We start from the raw sequence: 18,582 nt of genomic DNA on the forward strand, positions 1-18,582 counted from the left end.
ATTATAACATAGTACAAAGAAATAACTAAACTTCGTCTAATTTCTTTGCAAATTCCTTATTTAATTTTTCAAGCTCTTTTTGTAATTCATTAAGTCTTGCTACTTTTTTATTTTTTTCAGTAAGACTTAGTTCTTCAATTTGTGCAATTTCATTTCTTATATCTAAAGTTGCTTTTGCTTTTTGTGTTACTATTAAAGCTCTTAATTTCTTTATTTCTTTTTTATTTCTTTTTGGTTTTACTACTTTTTTCTTTTCAGTTGAATCATCCTCTTCCCAACCAATTTTTTCTAAGAATTCATCATAAGTTCCATTAAAGTAATCAGCTCCATTGTTTGTAAAAACAATTAATCTATCACAAACAGCTCTTAATAATTCTTCACTATGCGTTACAATCATACAAGAACCCTCAAAGGCTTTTATTGCATTTGTAAGTGCGTCTATTGAGTCAATATCTAAGTGGTTTGTAGGCTCATCAAGAAAAAGAAGATTTACATCTTGTGCAATAATTTTACCAAGCATTACTCTTGATTTCTCACCACCTGATAGAAGTGAGATTTTTTTCTTTGCATTATCTCCACTAAACATCATTAAACCACAAATTTTTCTAATAACTGGTTCTGAAAGTTTATGGTTTACACTATAAATTTCATCCATAATTGTATTTTTAGCATTTAAGTGAGAAATATTTGTTTGTCCAAAATGTCCAAATTCACAAGAGGGATGAAAATCAACTTTTCCACTTAAGGCTTGTAATTCACCTGCAATTGTATTTAAAAGAGTTGATTTACCTTTACCATTTTTACCAATGATTCCAACTGTTTCACCACGAGATAGTGCAAATGTTATATCTTTGAAAAGTATATTATCTTTTGTATATCCGAAGCTTAAGTCTTTTGCTTCTATTAAAAACTTCGCAGCTGTATCTTTGTAGTTAAAATCAAAATTTAAATTTGCATCATAATTTATATCTTCTAAAATATCCATTTTTTCTAAGATTTTTACTTTTGATTGTGCTAGTGTTGAAGTTGCTGCTCTTGCTTTATTCTTTGCAATAAACTCTTCTAAATCTTTAATCTTTTTTTCTTGAGCAATTTTTTGTTTTTCATGATGCTCTTCATTTGCTAAAATCTGATCATGGAATTTTTTTGTTCCACCTTGAATTAAGAAAGCTCTTTTTCTTACAATTCCTAAAGTATGAGTACAAACGCTATCCATAAAATCTCTATCATGTGTGATTAGTATTACTTCACCTTGAAAAGATTTTAAAAATGCTTTTAACCATCTAATTGACAAAATATCAAGGTAGTTTGTAGGCTCATCTAGTAAAAGCATATTTGGTTCAGTTAAAAGAAGTTTTGCTAAATTAATTCTAATTTGAAAACCACCTGAGAAAGATTTTGGGTCTTTTTCTAAGTCTTCTTCTGCAAACCCTAATCCAAATAAAATCTTTTCAGCTTTGTAAATATCATATTTATCATCTTCACTTAAAGCTAAGGCAGTTTCACTTATAAGTGTTTTTTCTGAGAAGTCAAAGTACTGTTTTAATGCACCTATTTTATAAGCTTTGGGAAATTTTATTTCACCTAAATCTTGATGCTCTTCACCTAAGATTAGTTTAAATAGTGTAGATTTTCCAGTACCATTTCGTCCTACAAGGCCAACTTTATCACCAGAATTTAAACGTAAGTTTAGTTCACTATAAAGTTCACTTGTTGGATAGCTTTTTGATATATTTATTAGTTCAATCATAATTCTCTTTTTATTATTAAGGTTTTAATTTCGCGATTATATGATATGAAGAGTTATAGCTTGATAAATTACTAAGACTCTTTATTAAGAGTTACTTTAAAACATGCTCCTTTATAAAGCTTTTTATTATATTTGTATTCTTCATTATTTACAGTAATTAATCCATAATGTCTTTCTTTTATTATTTTTGAAGCCATTGAAAGTCCTAATCCTGTTCCTATAGATTGGTGTTTTGATGTGAAATATGGTTCAAATACTCTATTTATGATGGAATTTGGAATTCCACCACCACTATCTTTAAAACTTATTTCAATTTTTTCATTTTCAATTTCTTTAACATCTATAAAAATGAACCTATCATCTGTATTTTTTATATTTGTTTTAAGAGCATCTTTTGAATTATTAATTATATTTATAAAGGCTTCACTTAGTTCATTTCTACTTCCATAAATAGATAAGTTTTTATCTGTATTATCTATTAATGTAATAAAGTTGTCTGAAATACTTGCATTTACAATAGAAATAGTATATTGAATAACATCACTTAGTTTTATTAAGGAATGACTCTTGTCACCTTTTAAAAAATCTCTAAAATTATCAATTGTATTTGAAAGATATTTGGTCTGATTTAGAATTGTTTTTGAAGACCCTAGTATATCTTCTTTTGTAAATTCCATTTCCATTTCAGATTTGAGCATCATTCCACTTGCACTTGTAGAAATTATCGATAATGGTTGTCTCCATTGATGAGCTATGTTTCCTATCATCTCACCCATACTCACCATCTTTGATTGTTCTGCAAGAAGTTTAGTTTTGATTTTATTATCTTCTATTTCTTTTTCTAATTGTTTAGTCATTTCATTTATATTTTCAGCTAAATCTTTAAATTCATCTTTTGTATCTATTTTTATTAGTTTATGTAAGCTATTAATATTTATTTTACTTGTACTATTAGATATAAAGTTGATTTTACTAATTAGGAAATATTTTACTATTAAAATCAAAATCACTATTAAAAGACTTGTAATAAGAAGGGATATAATAATTATAGTTTGGATTCTTTTATTTACTATTTTTGTATTTTCAGAATTTGAGATTTCTGAAACAACTCTTGCTAATATTTCTCCATCAATTACAACATTAGATTTAAATAAACTCTTCTCATCTTCAGTTAAACCTTTATTATAAACTTGAGATACTATTTTGTTATTTATAACCACTCGTACAGAAGATATATCTTTATAGGCTTTTAAAGTATTTTCTACAATTGTATCAATAGCTGGATAATCTTTTAATAATACAGCATCAACAATAGATATTGAAATAGTATTTACTATTGCTTTACCTTGCTTATTTTGAAGATACTGTAAAAATTCTTTTTCATCTTTTATTATAAAAAAACCAAAAAACAATAATAAAGACATCACAGTAACAAGAACTATTGATGTTATTTTAAATGTTAGTTTCATTAAAATTTAGATGAATTATCCATACTCTTTTTTACAAGGGCATAGTCTTCATCATCTACCTCTAAGAATCCAGTTTTTTTAAGAGATTTTAGTATTTTTTTATCTTTTAATTTTAATAAAGATTTTTTTAAAAAACTATAAATCTCATTATCCATTCCTGCTTTTACTAACCATGGTTTTGTAATATTTTCAAAACTGTAAATAGTTTTTAAACCTCTATCTTTATATTTTTTATAAGTACTTTCTTTTATTACACCTGCATCAAAATTACCATTTGCAACAGCTAATGCTACTTTATCATGTCGACCTAAGTATTCATAGTTTTTTAGATCTTTTGAATTAATTCCTACTTTAAGCATTTCATTCTGTGCAAGATATTTTCCAATTGTTGAACGTTTATCTCCAAATGCAAAACTTTTACCTCTTAAATCTTCTAAAGATTTAATATCAGAATTTTTATTAACAATAAACACTCCGTTAAAAACTTTTTTACCTTTATGTTCTTCTTTTACAAGTAGTTTTAACTCTTTATTTTTTTTCTTAGCCAAAATATAACTCGCGGGACCAAAGCGAGCAAAGTCATAATTACCTTTGATAATCCCTTCTTGTGCACTTTCATAAGTAGGATAAATTTTAATGGATATTTTTAAGTCTAGGCCTTGTTTTTTTGCATCTTTTTCTAGATAATTAATTATAGGTTTAAACTGTTTATACATTACAGAAGCCTTATCAGAAGTATAAACACCAAATTTTATATCTATTGCAAAAACAGTTGTAATCATAAATATTGAGAGAATAAAGAAAATTATTTTTAAAGTTTTTTTCATTTTTTATCCTTAAAACAAAGATTGTAAAAATTATTTATTATAAGGAGTATATCATAAGTAAATATAAAAAGACTAAATTAGGACTTAAGTTAATTAATTATGTTTAAGATGTTTTATTTAGAATTACTTTAAAACAAGCTCCTTTATAAAGTTTGTTATTATATTCATATTCTTCATTTTTCACAGTAATTATTCCAGAATGTCTTTCTTTTATAATTTTAGAAACTATCGCAAGTCCTAACCCTGTTCCAATAGATTGGTGTTTTGATGTGAAATATGGTTCAAATACTCTACTAATAATGGAATTTGGAATTCCTTTTCCACTATCTTTGAAGCTTATTTCAATTTTATCATTTTCAATTTCTTTTACGTCTACAAATATAAATCTATCATCTGTATCTTTTATATTTGTTTTAAGAGCATCTTTTGAATTATTAATTATATTTATAAAGGCTTCACTTAGTTCATTTCTACTTCCATAAATATATAAGTCTTTATCAATATTACTTACAAAAGTAATATAGTTGTTTGATATACTTGCATTTATTAAAGAAAAAGTATATTGCATAACATCGTAAAGACTGATTTTAGAATGACTTTTATCTGCTTTTAAAAAGTCCCTAAAGTTATCAATAGTATCAGAGAGATACTGTGCTTGTTTTAATATATTTTTTGAAGACCTTAATATATCATCTTCATTTAAATCCATTCCTAAATCTGATCGCACTATCATTCCACTAGCACTTGTAGAAATAACAGAAAGTGGCTGTCGCCACTGATGTGCAATATTACCTATCATCTCTCCCATTGAAGCTAATTTAGATTGCTCTTCTAAAAGTTTAATATTACTTATATCTCTTAATGATAAGATTAGATGCTTTTTATCTGGTAATAATGCAATACTTACATGAACAGTAATATGCTTATCTTTTTTTGTGATGCAAGATTTTTCCATATTATCAACAGAAATATTATTAATAGCATTATTAATAGCTTCTTTATAGTTTTCTTTATCTTCATCAATAGTTAAATCAAAACAATTTTTTTGTAATAGTTCTTCTAAAGAATAACCAAGTAAATCAATAAAAGCTTGATTACAATTAACAAATTTAGTATCTAAATCAATAATTGCAATACCATCTTTAATTGTTTTAAATATTGTTTCGAATTCTTTCTTTTGTTCTAATATTTTTTGTTCAAACAGTTTTCTTTCATCAATATCTGTATGAGTTCCAATAAGCCTAATAGGTTTTCCTTCTTCGTCTCTTTGAACTATGATACCACGGTCTAAAATCCATTTATACTTTCCATTTTTACAAAGTATTCTATGCTCATTTTTATAAGAACTGGTTTTTTCTTCTAGATGATTATTTACATCTTTTAAAACTTGAACTATATCTTTTGGATGAACTCTTTTTTCCCATTCATGAAAACTATTTTCTATTTCACTTTCTTCATATCCAAGCATTTCCTTCCATCTTTTCGAAAGATATACTTCGTTTGTTTTTATATTCCAATCCCATAAACCATCACCATTTCCATCCACAGCAAACTTCCATCTAAATTCACTATCTTCTAAAGCTTGAGTCCTTTTTTTTAGTGCATTTTCTAAAGCACTATTATAGTTTTCTAAAATTTCATTGTTTTTTAAAGTTAGCTTTTCATTTTTGTAAGCAAGCCATGCAAATAAGAAAGAAATTAATGTTATTAAAATATATATCATATTATATAAATTCCTTTATTTTTCACTATTTTGTAAATGAAAAATCCATTTGCCATTTGGCACTACAACTTCAAATTTAAGAGAGTTTTCTTCTGTAAAGTTTTTACTTTTTGAAAGTAAAGGCCTATTTGTCATATCAGGATTAAAGCCTTCAAGTTTATATTCAAAGCCATTTTTTATGATTTTTTCTTCTAATGATTTCATAATCCCATCTACATAAAGTATTACTATAGAAAAGCCCCAAAACTTTTCTTTTTGGTTATTATTTATAAAAATAGGTTTTCTTGCAATTAGGGCATATTTCTCATTTTGCATTAGTTTTACAGGACCTACAAATATTATCTCTCTTTTTTCTATAGCTAACAAGGCACTATCATCTCTTCTTTTATCTTCTAATAAATTATGTCCCATAGCTGTTTTATGTGCTTCATATGGATAAACATTTGACACAATACCATCTTTAGCTATTTGTATACAAGCTAATGCGTCTTTCCCTTTCATAAGATTTTTTGCCCAAATATCAAAATTTTTTGTATTGTAGTTATTTTGTTTAAGTAATACAATTTGAGAATCTATAACTGTAATTCCTTGTGATATTTTTGATTGTATTTCGTTAACAATATTTAACATTAATAGATTTGCTTTTTTTGAAGTTCTTGTCTCTTCTTTTTCTTTATAAAACATGTAAAAACTAATTAATGTTGAAAATATAAACGTAAATGTCAGAATAAAAACTATTAAAGGTCTTTTTTCTCTAAAACTATCTATCATTTGAATCCTTGTAAGGTTTATTATATCTTAAAACAATAAAACTAGTAAATATTTAGTTTTAAACTTGACTATAGGATTTCAATCCTATTTCTACCATTATCTTTTGCTTTGTATAGTGCATCATCAGCTCTTTTAATTAAAGAATAAATATCTTCATTTTTTTTATAAACTGCAATTCCAAAACTAGCTGTTTTTTGTTCATTTATTGAAAAAGAATAAGAAGCTATTTCTTTTTTTATATTATTTGCAAGTTGATTTATGCCTTCTAAATTTGTATCTGCACAAACTACTAAAAATTCTTCACCACCCCATCTTCCAACAGTATCAGTTTTTCTTGAATTAGACTTTATAATATTTGCAACTTCTTTAAGTACAACATCTCCCATTTGATGACCATATACATCATTTACTTTTTTAAAATAATCAATATCAATCATTATTATTCCAAAACTTGTTTTGTATCTATTTGCTCTATTTACTTCAAGTGATAAAACTTCATCTAATTTATTTCTATTAAAAAGTTTTGTTAAATTATCTCTAATTGAAAGTTCTTCAAGTTGTTTGTTCTTTTCATCTAGCTTTTTATTTAACTTATTAATAGTTCTATTTCTATGCATAACTAAAGATAAGACAATTACAAAAAACAAAGTAATCAATATGATTTTTTTATAATCAATAGATTGCTCAATTTGAATGGCTATCCATTTACCTATAATTGTTCTTATCTTTTCATCACCTATATTATTTAACGTTTTTTGCATAATAGTATTAAGAAGTGCTTCCTCTTTTTTTGAAGCAAGACTAAGTTGTTGATCAAATTCTAATCTACCAGCAACTTTTAAATCTACAAACCCATATTTTTGTATCGCATATGCAATAGCAGACAAGGCATCCACATACCCAAATAATTCACCTTCTTGTACTTTTCTTAGTCCTTCTTCAGCACTTTCAACTTTTACAATATTTATATTTGGATTACTTTTTTTTAATAATTCTACAGTTGAGTATCCATTTATAACTCCTATATTATGATTTGAAAGAGCTTTACTATCTTTTATAAAAAACTGTTCTGTTTTTGTTGCAACGGCTAATGAATCAATAATATAAGGTTTAGTAAAGTTCATATAAGCTTCTCTACTTCTAGTCTTTGTAGCCATTGGCAGAATATCACATTTATTATTTTTAATATTTTCTAGCGACTCTTTCCATGTTTTACTTGGAATTAATATTATTGGTTTATCAATTGATTTGGAAACTAGATTCATTATATCTGCACCAATACCAATATACTTGCTTTTTGTATCAATACTTTCGTACGGAAGGAAATTTGGGTCTACACACATGCTTATAAATTTTTTAGTGGATAAATACTCTTTTTCTTCTTTTGAAAACGGTATTATTTCTTTATGTCTTTCTTTTGATAACCACTTTTTCTCTAGTTCATCTCTTTGTATTTTCGTTAGATTTATTGTTTTATTTAAAGCTGATTGTAATAAAGTCCAATCTTTTCTTATTCCAAAAGCTTCTTTTGTTATTCGAAAAACAGGTTCTATTCTCATGGGAATACTAAGTAATTTATTTCTTAAATCCATATTATTAATCGTATATTCTATTACTTCATATATACCAATTGAGGCATCGAACTCTTTATTTAATAATGCATTTATTACTTGGTGATTGTCTTTGTAAGTTTTTATTTTAATATTAGGATAATGTTTTCTTAAAATTTCTTCTTCAAGGTATCCTTTTACAACACCTACAGTTTTATTATTTAATAAAGATAGACTAGTTAAATGACTATTTTCTTTTCTTACTATTATTCCTGTAAAATAATCATAATAGTCTTGACTAAAAATAGCAAACTCTCTTCTTATTTTTGTGTTTACCATTTGTCCTATCATATCAATATTTTTATTTTTAAGGTTCTCTAAGGCACTGTTCCAAGTCATTGTTTTTGTATATTCAAATTTTACACCTAAAAGTTTTGATAGTAAATCAGCATATTCAACAGAGAAACCATTTAATTTATCATTTTTAATAAATGAGTAGGGTGGATATGAATAATCCATATAAACTTTTATTACAGGATTATTATTTAAAAACTCTCTTTCTTCATTTGATAAAGTTATATCATCTGATTGAAATATAAAGTCTTTAAAGTCTACATCTTTCATACTACTTACTAATTCTGCTTGCATAAAATTTTTTGATAAAAACTCTACTCTTGCAACATCAATTTGTCCTATAGGATAGGTTTTTGTAAGCATTAACTGTTCAATTTGTTCAGCTTCAAATAAAAGTTCTTTTTTAGTTTTATTTTGAGTATTATATTTTTTTAAAATCAGTTCTACAATTTCTTCTTTATTTTCTAAAGCATATTTCCATCCTTTATTAGAAGCTTCTTTAAATTCTTTTACAAGAGTTGTATTATTTTTTAAGAATTCTTTTGATGTAAAAAGATTCACATCATAATTTTCATATCCGTATAAAGATGGATTAAAGATATTATATTTAATACCAAGTTCATCTAATTTATATATTTCATTTGTTGTAAACACAGCCATTGCATCTATTTCTTTATTTATAAACTTTTTAGTATCAAAAGATGTACCAATAAAATCTATATTAGATAAAGAGACTCCTGCTTTTTGAAGCATCAGTTTTAAAATAATAGTATCGATATTATTAGATACACCCATTACTTTTTTGTTTTTTAGATCTGAAAGTGTTTTTATTTTTTTTTGTGTAACTAGAACTAACGGCGATTGTTTTAGATAATTTGCAAGAAATATTACAGGTTTACCATTTATATATTCAGCTATTAAAGAAGAATAAGTAACTCCAAAATTAGCCTTTTTATTTAAAACATTAGAAACAATATTGTCATCTGCTTTATACTCAATAAAGTCTAAGTCTACACCAATATCTTTATAAAAGCCTTTTTCTTTTGCAGCATAAAATCCTGCAAATTCAAATTGATGTTTCCATTGTAATTGCAACTTTAATTTTTTTATTTCTGTTGCATTTAAAATTAAACTAAGAAAGATAAATAATAGTAAAAATATTTTTTTAAATAAATTCAATTTAATCCTTTTAATAAGTTTACTCTTTTTATACTAAATTATAAAAAATAAAACATTTTCTAATCACAAAGGATAATAATTATCTTTAAATAAATATTGTTAATAAAACTTTAAGAATAAAATGGTAAACTTCCATCAATAATAAAAAATATCAAAGGAAAAAAAATGTTAGTAACAAAAAAAGCTCCAGATTTCACAGCAACAGCTGTATTAGCAGATGGTCAAATTGTAGAAGATTTTAATTTATATGAAAATATTGGTGAAAAGGGTGCAGTATTATTTTTCTGGCCTTTAGATTTTACATTTGTATGTCCTTCAGAAATCATTGCTTTTTCAAAAAGAGTTAAAGATTTTGAAGAAAGAGGTATTCAAGTAATAGGTTGTTCAGTAGATTCACAATTCTCTCATTTTGCATGGAGAGAAACACCTGTTGAAATGGGTGGAATTGGTAGAGTAGAGTTTCCAATGGTTGCAGATTTATCAAAACAAATTGCACGTGATTATGATGTATTACTTAATGATGAAGTAGCTTTAAGAGGATCTTTTTTAATTGATTCAGATGGAACAGTTAGACATTCAACAATTAATGATTTACCACTTGGAAGAAACATTGATGAAATGATTAGAATGGTTGATACAATGATTTTTACAAATGAAAATGGTGAAGTTTGTCCTGCAGGTTGGGCAAAAGGTGATGAAGGTATGAAAGCATCAACTGAAGGTGTTGCTGAGTATTTAGCAAACAATGAAAATAATTTATAGAATACACTTTTAAAAGGAATACATAATGTTAGATTTAGCAATTATTGGAGGAGGACCTGCAGGATTAACAGCAGGTTTATATGCAACAAGAGGTGGTTTACAAAATGTAACTATGTTTGAAATGGGTATGCCAGGTGGTCAAATTACAGGGAGTTCAGAGATAGAAAATTATCCAGGACAAGGTAAGGTTATGACAGGTATGGAACTTATGGAAAACTGGCCAGCTCAAGCTTTAAAGTTTGGTTTAAAGCATGAAATGAATCAAGTTAAAACAGTAGTTAAAGATGGTGATATTTTTACTATTATTACAGCAGATGGAAAACAACAAGAGTCAAAATCTGTTTTATTAGCAACAGGTTCTGTTCCAAGACGTGCTGGATTTAAAGGTGAAAATGAATTCTTTGGTCGAGGAATTTCAACTTGTGCAACTTGTGATGGTTTTTTCTATAAAGGGAAAGAAGTAGCACTTATAGGTGGGGGTGATTCTGCTTTAGAAGAAGCCGTTTACCTTTCAAAGATTTGTTCAAAAGTTTATTTAGTTCATAGACGTGATACTTATAGAGCAGCTCCATCTACGATTGAGCATATGAAAGCTCGTGATAATATTGAAGAAGTTACAAATGTAGATGTAGAAGAAGTATATGGTGATAATATGGGTGTAACTGGTCTAAAAGTTAAATCAAAAATTGATGGAACAATTAGAGACTTAAATGTACCTGGTGTATTTGTCTTTGTAGGTAGAGATGTATTAAATGAACCATTTAAACAAGAAGATGGAACTTTCCTTTGTGATGTAAATGAGCAAGGTGAAATAATAGTTGACTTAAAAATGAGAACAAATGTTCCAGGAATTTATGCAGCTGGTGATGTAAGAATAGACGCTGCTAAACAAGTTGTATGTGCAGCAGGTGACGGTGCTACTGCTGCTGTAGATATTATTGAATACGTAGGATAAAAAGAGTTTTTAATAACTCTTTTTAGGATTTGCTTCTTTAAATTGAATTTATTTTCATTAGAATAAGAAGCTAACATAAGTAAAGTCTCATAAAAATAGGGACTATTTTAAGGAATAAAATAATGAGTAAATATATAGAATTAACAAATGAAAATTTTGATGCAACTGTAAAAGAAGGTGTATCACTAGTAGACTTCTGGGCTCCATGGTGTGGACCTTGTAAAATGATATCTCCAATTATTGATCAACTTGCAGTTGATTTTGATGGAAAAGCAAATATTTGTAAAGTAAATGCAGATGAACAACAAGACTTAACAGTTAAATATGGTGTAAGATCAATACCAACAATTATTTTTATTAAAAATGGTGAAGTAATAGATCAAGTAATTGGTACATCTGCTAATAAAGAAGTTCTTACAGAAAAGATTAATTCATTAATTAATAAATAATTATTTTAATAATTGAAATTCATAGTAGTTTTTATATAATGAAGTTTAACTGAAACAAATGTAATTTCTTTTTTTAGTGATATACATTTTTAACACTTCATTATATGCTAATGATATTAATTGTTCTATTTTTCTAAATTTGAAATAAGTGCTTGCCCTAATTGAATATTTGTCTGTGAACCGTTTATAGCTTTTCTAGTATCTTCAACTACATTATGGATTTTATTTTTAATTGTATCTGAGCTTTGTAATTGTTGGTTTACATTACATAATATTGTATTAGAATTTTCACTATTCTGATTTGCTACTTCAATAAGATTTTTAAGTTTTAATATAGCATCTTTAGAAATTTCTACACTATTTTTTACTAAAACTTGAATATCTTCATTTTTATTTGTTACTGAACTTGTCATTTTTTTGATGTTATCTATTTCATTTCCAATATTTAGTGTGGATTCTTTTGATGAAGCAGCTAGTTTTTTAACTTCAGTTGCAACAATAGCAAAACCTCTTCCAAACTCTTTTGCTTTAGATGCTTCAATAGCAGCATTTATAGCTAATAGATTTGTTTGCATTGATATTTTATCGTTCACTTTTACTAAATCTGTAATTGAATTGTTTTTTTCATTTAACTCTTCAATTGTATATGAAAACTCGTCTATGGCTTTTGACATATTATTAATTAGGTCAAATAGTTCTTGAACTAAAGTTATAACACTTGTACTTTCTTGTGATGCTAATTTTGCAGAATTTAAAGAATCATCGGACATAGTTTGTATTTCATTTGAATGATTAATAAAAATATTTACTAACTGCTCAATATTTTCAACTTCAGATAATCTTGTTTTTGAAGCACTATTTACTTTTATTGCATTGTTTGTTATATTTTGAGCTATATTTAATGACTCATTTAAATTTAATTTGTCAAAAAGTTCTGCTTTTCGTTTTAATTCTTGTAACTCTTCTGATTCTATTTCTTCAATTGACACTTTTTATCCTTGCTTTAGCTTATTTTTCATTGCTTTTTCTCAACATGCAAATTCAATTTCATTGTAATTGCTGTATACATTGATACACTAAAAGGAACAATAAATGTTAAAAAAAATTTGTAATAGTTTATATCTTCAAAGGCTAAGATAAATATCTTTTCACCTTGATTAATTAGATTTAGAACAATTCCAACAAACAAAGCAATCTTTATGGCTTTTAATAATAGTGTTTTATTAGAAGCAATAGAAATTATTAGTTGTAGTTTATTCAAAATGTATCCTATTTTTTTAGTTGTTAGAGTATATCATAAAAATTATTTAGTACTTGTTTAGAACATTTTTGTAGTTTTTAATTAAATATTTGAATTTAGAAAATGGAGGAGCTAGTCGGACTCGAACCAACGCATACCGGATTTGCAATCCGGGGCATTACCAGCTTTGCTATAGCTCCAATGTTAGATAAATCATTTTTATATTGGAAAGAAAATGATTAGTTGTAAATAAAAGTGGCAGAGAGCAAGGGATTCGAACCCTCGGAGGCGTGAACCTCGCCGGTTTTCAAAACCGGTCCATTCGACCAACTCTGGCAACTCTCTACTTTTATAATTAGTGGTGCGAATGGTCGGAATTGAACCGACACTCCGAAACCGGAATTGGATTTTAAGTCCAACGCGTCTACCTATTCCGCCACACTCGCACTATTTGGTAGAATCTAAAAAACTGATGTTTCTTAAATTGGAGTGGGATTATAATAAAATAAACTTTAAAATTAACTTTAAAAACAACTATTTTCTTGCAAATTTCTAAAAAAATCAATTTATTATGTAAAGTAGGGTATAATCTTTATAATTAATCTACAAATAATACAAAAATCAAGAACAAATTATAAGGTACAATATATGTCATTTTCAAACTTAGGATTAAGTGATCCTATTTTAAAAGCTATTAAAGAGCAAGGTTATACAGAACCAACTCCAATTCAGAAGCAATCAATTCCAATTATTTTAACAAAAAAAGATGTTTTAGCAGGTGCACAAACAGGTACAGGTAAAACAGCTGGTTTTACACTTCCTTTATTACAAAGAATGAGAGAGCGAAAAACAAAAGGTAAGCCTTATGTTAGAGCACTTATCTTAACGCCCACTAGAGAACTTGCAGCACAAGTAGGCGAAAGTGTAAGTACTTATGGAAAGTATCTTCCTTTTAAATCAGCAGTTATTTTTGGTGGAGTTGGTATTAATCCTCAAAAAGCAGCAATTAGAAAAGGTTTAGATATTTTAACAGCAACTCCTGGACGACTTTTAGACTTAGTTAACCAAGATTGTTTAGACTTAAGTAGAGTTGAGTTCTTTGTTCTTGATGAAGCTGATAGAATGCTTGATATGGGCTTTATTCACGATATTAAAAAAGTATTAGCACTTTTACCAAAACATAGACAAAATTTACTTTTTTCTGCAACTTTTTCAGATGAAATAAAAAAATTAGCAGATGGACTTCTTAATAAACCAACTTTAATAGAAGTTGCAAGAAGAAACACTTCTTCAGAAATTGTGTCACAAGTAATCCACAGTGTTGATAAAAGTAGAAAAAGAGAGCTTTTATCTACAATTATTATAAAAGGTAAATGGAAACAAGTTTTAGTATTTACAAGAACAAAGCATGGAGCAAATAGACTAGCAGAACAACTTGGAAAAGATGGAATCTCTGCAGCTGCAATTCATGGTGGAAAATCACAAGGTGCAAGAACAAGAGCTTTAGCTAATTTTAAATCATCTGAAATTAAAGTATTAGTAGCAACTGATATTGCAGCTAGAGGTATTGATATAGACCAACTGCCTCATGTAGTAAATTATGAGTTACCAAATATCGCAGAAGATTATGTTCACAGAATTGGAAGAACTGGTCGAGCAGGAAACGAAGGTGAAGCTATTTCTTTAGTTTGTATTGATGAATTAGGTCTTTTAAAAGATATTGAAAAACTAATTAAAAAAACAATTAAAAACGTCCCAATTGAAGGCTTTGAAGTAGACCCACGAATTAAAGCAGAACCAATTCAAAAGAAAAAAACTCCAAGAGGTTCTAATGGTTCTAATTCAGGCAATAGAAATAATTCAAATAGAAGAAAACCAGAAAGCAAGAAAAACAATCCAAGAAGAAATCCAAGAGCAAATACTAAAAGACCGAGTTAAAAAATGATTTATAGTTTAGAAAATAGTGAAATAAAAATTGAAGTAAATAGCTTTGGAGCTGAACTTAAAAGCTTAGTGTTATTAGAAGATAAGCTTGAGTATTTATGGCAGGGAAATCCTGATTTCTGGAATAGAAGCTCACCTGTATTATTTCCAATTGTTGGAAAACTATTAGATAATACTTATACTTTTAATAATAAACAATATTCAATGTCTCAGCACGGTTTTGCAAGAGATAAAGAGTTTTTACTTGTAAAGCAAAATAAAAACTCTTTAAAGTTTTTATTAAAAAGTGATGATAAAAGTTTCGAAATCTATCCTTTTTCTTTTGAGTTATATATTAGCTATGAAATTAAGGACAAAAAACTAAAAGTATCTTATGATGTTTTAAATAAATCAGAAGACAAAATGTACTTCTCAATTGGCGCTCATCCAGCTTTTAATTGGCCTCTAACACAAGATAAAAATGATTGCCAAGAAGATTATTACTTTGAGTTTGAAGCTTTAGAAGATGATACTTTACAAAGATTACCATTATTAGAAAATGGAATTTCATCTAAAAAAGAAGATGTAATAATAGAAAATAAAAAACTAGCAATTTCAAAAAACACTTTTACAAAAGATGCTTTGATTTTCAAAACAGAAAGTAAAACTAATAAGCTAAATACAATAAAACTAAAAAATAGTAAAAATGATAAATTTATACAAATGGATTTTGAAGGCTTTTCACATTTAGGACTTTGGTCAAAACCAAGTGGTGCACCTTTTGTTTGTATTGAACCTTGGCATGGAATTGCTGATTTTATTGAACATAATCAAAAACTTGAAGATAAAGAAGGAATAATCAAACTAGAAAAAGATGATACTTTTTCTAGTTCTTATTTTATTAGTATTTAATTTTAAAAAAATATAAAATAAACTACTACCATTGAAGCTAAGTATATTAAACCTAAAAGAGCTAATAGTGTAAGCCAAGTAGGTTTTTCATACTGCTTTGATAAACTATAATTTAAATATGCAAATACAGGTGCTGAAATAAATGAAGCTGTCATTGCAAATGGTATCATTTTCCCAATTGAACTGCTGAAAAATTGTATTACAATAAATGCAACACTAGTTGTAAAAAGCATAGAGTATTGTAAGGCTTTATGTGAAAAAACTTGGGCAGTTTTATCTTTTAATAAAACAATACTTTGATGATTACATCTAGAATATCCATCAACAGCAACAATAGTAGTTCCATATAAACAAATAAAAGCTATAAAAGTAATAAAGCCTCTTGTCCACTCTCCAATACTAGTAGCATACATATCAATAAATTGATTGATAAACTTTCCACCACTTAATGGCGTTATATCTTGTCCATATTGAACTAATGCACCCAAAGACATAAACATCAAAGCTAAAACAATAGTTATTAAATAACTGCTATTAAAATCAATCAGTCTTCTTCTCTTATACTCAGGATTTAATTTGTTTTTCTCAACAACCCAAATAGAAGCAGAAACACTAAGCTCCATAGGTGAGGGCATCCAACCCATAAGTGCTATTAAAAAAGGAATTGCTGCTATTTGAAATGCATTTGGTTCTATAAAATCAACTTTTGCTTGCATATTTGTTTGAGTAAAGGCTAAAATTAAAGCTATGATAGTCACTACACTTAAAAATAGCATAATGATTTTAGAAACACTATCTAAGGCTTTATATTGTTTATAATAAAGTATAAACAAATATGTAAGAAGTATAAATATACTATAAACTTGCAGTGATAAATCAAGTGGTATTAGCATTTTTAATAAAACTGCACTAAGTAGTGTTCCACCTGCAACATTCACAACTGTAGCAAAGGCATTAAAAACTAGAAAAACCCATAAATAAGCATTTCCTTTTTCACTATAACCTTGAAGTAAAGTTTTATTATGAATAGTACTATAATCAAAAGCAAATCTATAAAATGGGTATTTTAATAAATTTACTACAATAATAAATAAAGCTAATTGATATCCATAATAAGCTCCCGCTTGTGTAGAAGCAATAATATGCGATCCCCCAACAGCTGACGAAGCCATAATAATCCCAGGCCCAAAATTCTTTAAAAATTCTTTCACTTTATACCTTTTAGTTTTTTAAATTATGTATAGTTTTTTCCATATCTTTTGATTTTGTAATAGCAGAAATTATTGCAAGACCATTACAACCACATTCCAAAATATTCTTTGCATGTGCTTCTTGTATTCCTCCAATTGCAACTAAAGGCTTTTTGATATTTTGTTTTCTAATATCTTTGATTAAATCTAGTCCAACACTTGGTTTTGCATCGCTTTTAGAGTTTGTTTTATATATAGGTCCTACTCCAAAATAATCAATACCTTCAATATCTTTAGCCTGAAGTGCTTGTTCTAAATTATTTATAGAAAGTCCTAGTAAAAGTTTTCCTTGTATTTGTTTTACAACTTCACATACCTCTTTGTCATCTTGACCTATGTGAATACCGTCAGCTTTTAATTTTAAAGCTAGGTCTATATTATCATTTATAAAAAAAGGTACATTATATCTTTTACAAAGAGTTTGAGCTTTTTTAGCTAGTTCAAAAATCTCTCTTTCATTTTGTAAACAGTTTTTACCTTTTTCTCTAAATTGAAAACAAGTAATACCATTCTTTAAAGCTTCTTCTAAAATATAAAGTAAATTTTCTTGTGCAGAATTTTCTAAGTGAAGACAATCCTGTGTTCCTGCTATAAAATAAACGCCAAGCATTTCTTTAACATTAAACATTTTTATCCTTTAAAGAGTATGCCCAATGATTTGTAGGTCCATGTCCTGAGCCTATATTTAAAGGATTACTAATAGCTGCACTTATAAAATCTTTTGCTAAGACTATACTTTCTTTAATACTATTTCCCTTTGCAAGTTGTGCTGTTATACAAGCACTAAAAGTACAACCCGTACCATGTGTTTGAACTGTATCAAATCTTACAGCGCTTAGCGTAAACTCTTCATCTTGCGTAAATACCCAATCTTCACAAATTTCACTTGTGCTATTATCTGTATGTCCACCTTTTATGATTACTATTTTTGCTCCCATTTCTTGAAGTTTTAAAGCGGCTTTTCTTGCACTTTGTTTGTCGTTTATATCAATATTTGTTAAGGCTTTTGCTTCAGGTAAATTTGGAGTTATTATGTCACAAAGAGGAATCAACTCTTCTTTTAAAGCTTTTGTTGCATTTTCTTGTAAAAGTGCAACTCCACCTTTTGATATCATCACTGGGTCTAATACAAAATATCCAAAGTCATACTTCTTAATACAGTTTGCAACACAAGTTATAACTTCTTGACTTCCTAGCATTCCTACTTTAAAAGCTTTAATATCAAAATCATCAGCAATTGCTTTTAGTTGGGATTGTATAGTTTCTAAAGGAATTTGATGAATATCAAATACACCTGTTGTATTTTGAGCTGTTATTGCTGTAATTGCAGTTGTTCCAAAAACACCTCTTTCTTGAAAGGTTTTTAAATCTGCTTGAATTCCAGCACCACCACCACTATCTGAACCTGCTATACTTAAAGCTTGTGCTACTTTACTCATGTTTTTTCCTCTTATTTAAATTATTACAA

At 27.3% G+C, this 18,582-nt stretch carries 16 protein-coding genes and 3 tRNA genes; 5 read left to right on the forward strand and 14 right to left on the reverse strand.

Annotated features, from left to right (window positions below; translation table 11 throughout):
* Positions 1-25: 25 nt before the first annotated feature.
* From LPB137_RS05940 to LPB137_RS05965, 6 genes are all read right to left on the reverse strand, one after another.
* Positions 26-1,750 (reverse strand): ABC-F family ATP-binding cassette domain-containing protein, encoded by a 1,725-nt coding sequence (locus LPB137_RS05940; RefSeq protein WP_076085713.1) that lies wholly within the window; start codon positions 1,748-1,750, stop codon positions 26-28.
* A gap of 71 nt (positions 1,751-1,821) precedes the next feature.
* Positions 1,822-3,219, reverse strand: a complete 1,398-nt coding sequence (locus tag LPB137_RS05945; RefSeq protein ID WP_076085716.1) for a sensor histidine kinase — start codon at positions 3,217-3,219, stop codon at positions 1,822-1,824.
* The gene (phnD, locus tag LPB137_RS05950; RefSeq protein ID WP_076085719.1) at positions 3,219-4,046 is read right to left on the reverse strand and encodes a phosphate/phosphite/phosphonate ABC transporter substrate-binding protein; all 828 of its coding nucleotides are present in this window, start codon (positions 4,044-4,046) and stop codon (positions 3,219-3,221) included. Before phnD ends, LPB137_RS05945 begins: the two co-directional genes overlap by 1 nt.
* Positions 4,047-4,149: 103 nt before the next feature.
* Positions 4,150-5,769, reverse strand: a complete 1,620-nt coding sequence (locus LPB137_RS05955) for a PAS domain-containing sensor histidine kinase (RefSeq protein WP_076085723.1) — start codon at positions 5,767-5,769, stop codon at positions 4,150-4,152.
* 15 nt (positions 5,770-5,784) lie between these two features.
* On the reverse strand, positions 5,785-6,540 hold the full coding sequence (locus LPB137_RS05960; RefSeq protein ID WP_076085726.1) for a CHASE domain-containing protein: 756 nt from the start codon (positions 6,538-6,540) through the stop codon (positions 5,785-5,787).
* Between the two features lie 68 nt (positions 6,541-6,608).
* Complete coding sequence (locus tag LPB137_RS05965) at positions 6,609-9,623, reverse strand: diguanylate cyclase (protein ID WP_076085729.1); 3,015 nt, start codon at positions 9,621-9,623, stop codon at positions 6,609-6,611.
* A gap of 165 nt (positions 9,624-9,788) precedes the next feature.
* Here LPB137_RS05965 and LPB137_RS05970 point away from each other — a divergent pair, with 165 nt between their 5' ends.
* The 3 genes from LPB137_RS05970 to trxA all read left to right on the forward strand — a co-directional run bounded on the left by LPB137_RS05970 (position 9,789) and on the right by trxA (position 11,789).
* On the forward strand, positions 9,789-10,385 hold the full coding sequence (locus tag LPB137_RS05970) for a peroxiredoxin (RefSeq protein WP_076085732.1): 597 nt from the start codon (positions 9,789-9,791) through the stop codon (positions 10,383-10,385).
* A 25-nt stretch (positions 10,386-10,410) separates the two neighbouring features.
* A complete protein-coding gene (trxB, locus tag LPB137_RS05975) occupies positions 10,411-11,340 on the forward strand; it encodes a thioredoxin-disulfide reductase (protein ID WP_076085735.1) in 930 nt (309 codons plus the stop codon).
* A gap of 122 nt (positions 11,341-11,462) precedes the next feature.
* Positions 11,463-11,789 (forward strand): thioredoxin, encoded by a 327-nt coding sequence (trxA, locus tag LPB137_RS05980; protein WP_076085738.1) that lies wholly within the window; start codon positions 11,463-11,465, stop codon positions 11,787-11,789.
* Positions 11,790-11,914: 125 nt separating this feature from the next.
* On the opposite strand, the gene LPB137_RS05985 is transcribed toward trxA, so the two are convergent.
* From LPB137_RS05985 to LPB137_RS06005, 5 genes are all read right to left on the reverse strand, one after another.
* Entirely contained in the window at positions 11,915-12,778 is an 864-nt protein-coding gene (locus LPB137_RS05985) for a methyl-accepting chemotaxis protein (RefSeq protein WP_076085741.1), read from the reverse strand.
* Between the two features lie 26 nt (positions 12,779-12,804).
* On the reverse strand, positions 12,805-13,050 hold the full coding sequence (gene nrtS / locus LPB137_RS05990; RefSeq protein ID WP_083657146.1) for a nitrate/nitrite transporter NrtS: 246 nt from the start codon (positions 13,048-13,050) through the stop codon (positions 12,805-12,807).
* Positions 13,051-13,153: 103 nt separating this feature from the next.
* Positions 13,154-13,229 (reverse strand) — tRNA-Cys (locus LPB137_RS05995).
* Positions 13,230-13,285: 56 nt separating this feature from the next.
* Positions 13,286-13,374 (reverse strand) — tRNA-Ser (locus LPB137_RS06000).
* Positions 13,375-13,388: 14 nt separating this feature from the next.
* Positions 13,389-13,475 (reverse strand) — tRNA-Leu (locus LPB137_RS06005).
* 202 nt (positions 13,476-13,677) lie between these two features.
* Here LPB137_RS06005 and LPB137_RS06010 point away from each other — a divergent pair.
* Positions 13,678-14,967 (forward strand): DEAD/DEAH box helicase, encoded by a 1,290-nt coding sequence (locus LPB137_RS06010; protein ID WP_076085744.1) that lies wholly within the window; start codon positions 13,678-13,680, stop codon positions 14,965-14,967.
* Positions 14,968-14,970: 3 nt separating this feature from the next.
* Positions 14,971-15,864 carry an aldose 1-epimerase family protein gene (locus LPB137_RS06015; RefSeq protein ID WP_076085747.1) on the forward strand — a complete coding sequence of 298 codons (894 nt, stop codon included), beginning with the start codon at positions 14,971-14,973 and terminating at the stop codon, positions 15,862-15,864.
* 2 nt (positions 15,865-15,866) lie between these two features.
* Here LPB137_RS06015 and LPB137_RS06020 read toward each other — a convergent pair whose 3' ends face one another.
* From LPB137_RS06020 to thiD, 3 genes are read right to left on the reverse strand one after another with little or no spacing between them, the layout of a single operon-like run.
* The gene (locus LPB137_RS06020; RefSeq protein WP_076085750.1) at positions 15,867-17,075 is read right to left on the reverse strand and encodes an NRAMP family divalent metal transporter; all 1,209 of its coding nucleotides are present in this window, start codon (positions 17,073-17,075) and stop codon (positions 15,867-15,869) included.
* Positions 17,076-17,085: 10 nt separating this feature from the next.
* Positions 17,086-17,742 carry a thiamine phosphate synthase gene (gene thiE / locus LPB137_RS06025; protein ID WP_076085753.1) on the reverse strand — a complete coding sequence of 219 codons (657 nt, stop codon included), beginning with the start codon at positions 17,740-17,742 and terminating at the stop codon, positions 17,086-17,088.
* Positions 17,735-18,553, reverse strand: coding sequence for a bifunctional hydroxymethylpyrimidine kinase/phosphomethylpyrimidine kinase (gene thiD / locus LPB137_RS06030; RefSeq protein WP_076085756.1), 819 nt, complete (start codon positions 18,551-18,553; stop codon positions 17,735-17,737). Before thiD ends, thiE begins: the two co-directional genes overlap by 8 nt.
* Positions 18,554-18,582 lie beyond the last annotated feature (29 nt).

Source organism: Poseidonibacter parvus, assembly GCF_001956695.1.
Classification (GTDB): domain Bacteria; phylum Campylobacterota; class Campylobacteria; order Campylobacterales; family Arcobacteraceae; genus Poseidonibacter; species Poseidonibacter parvus.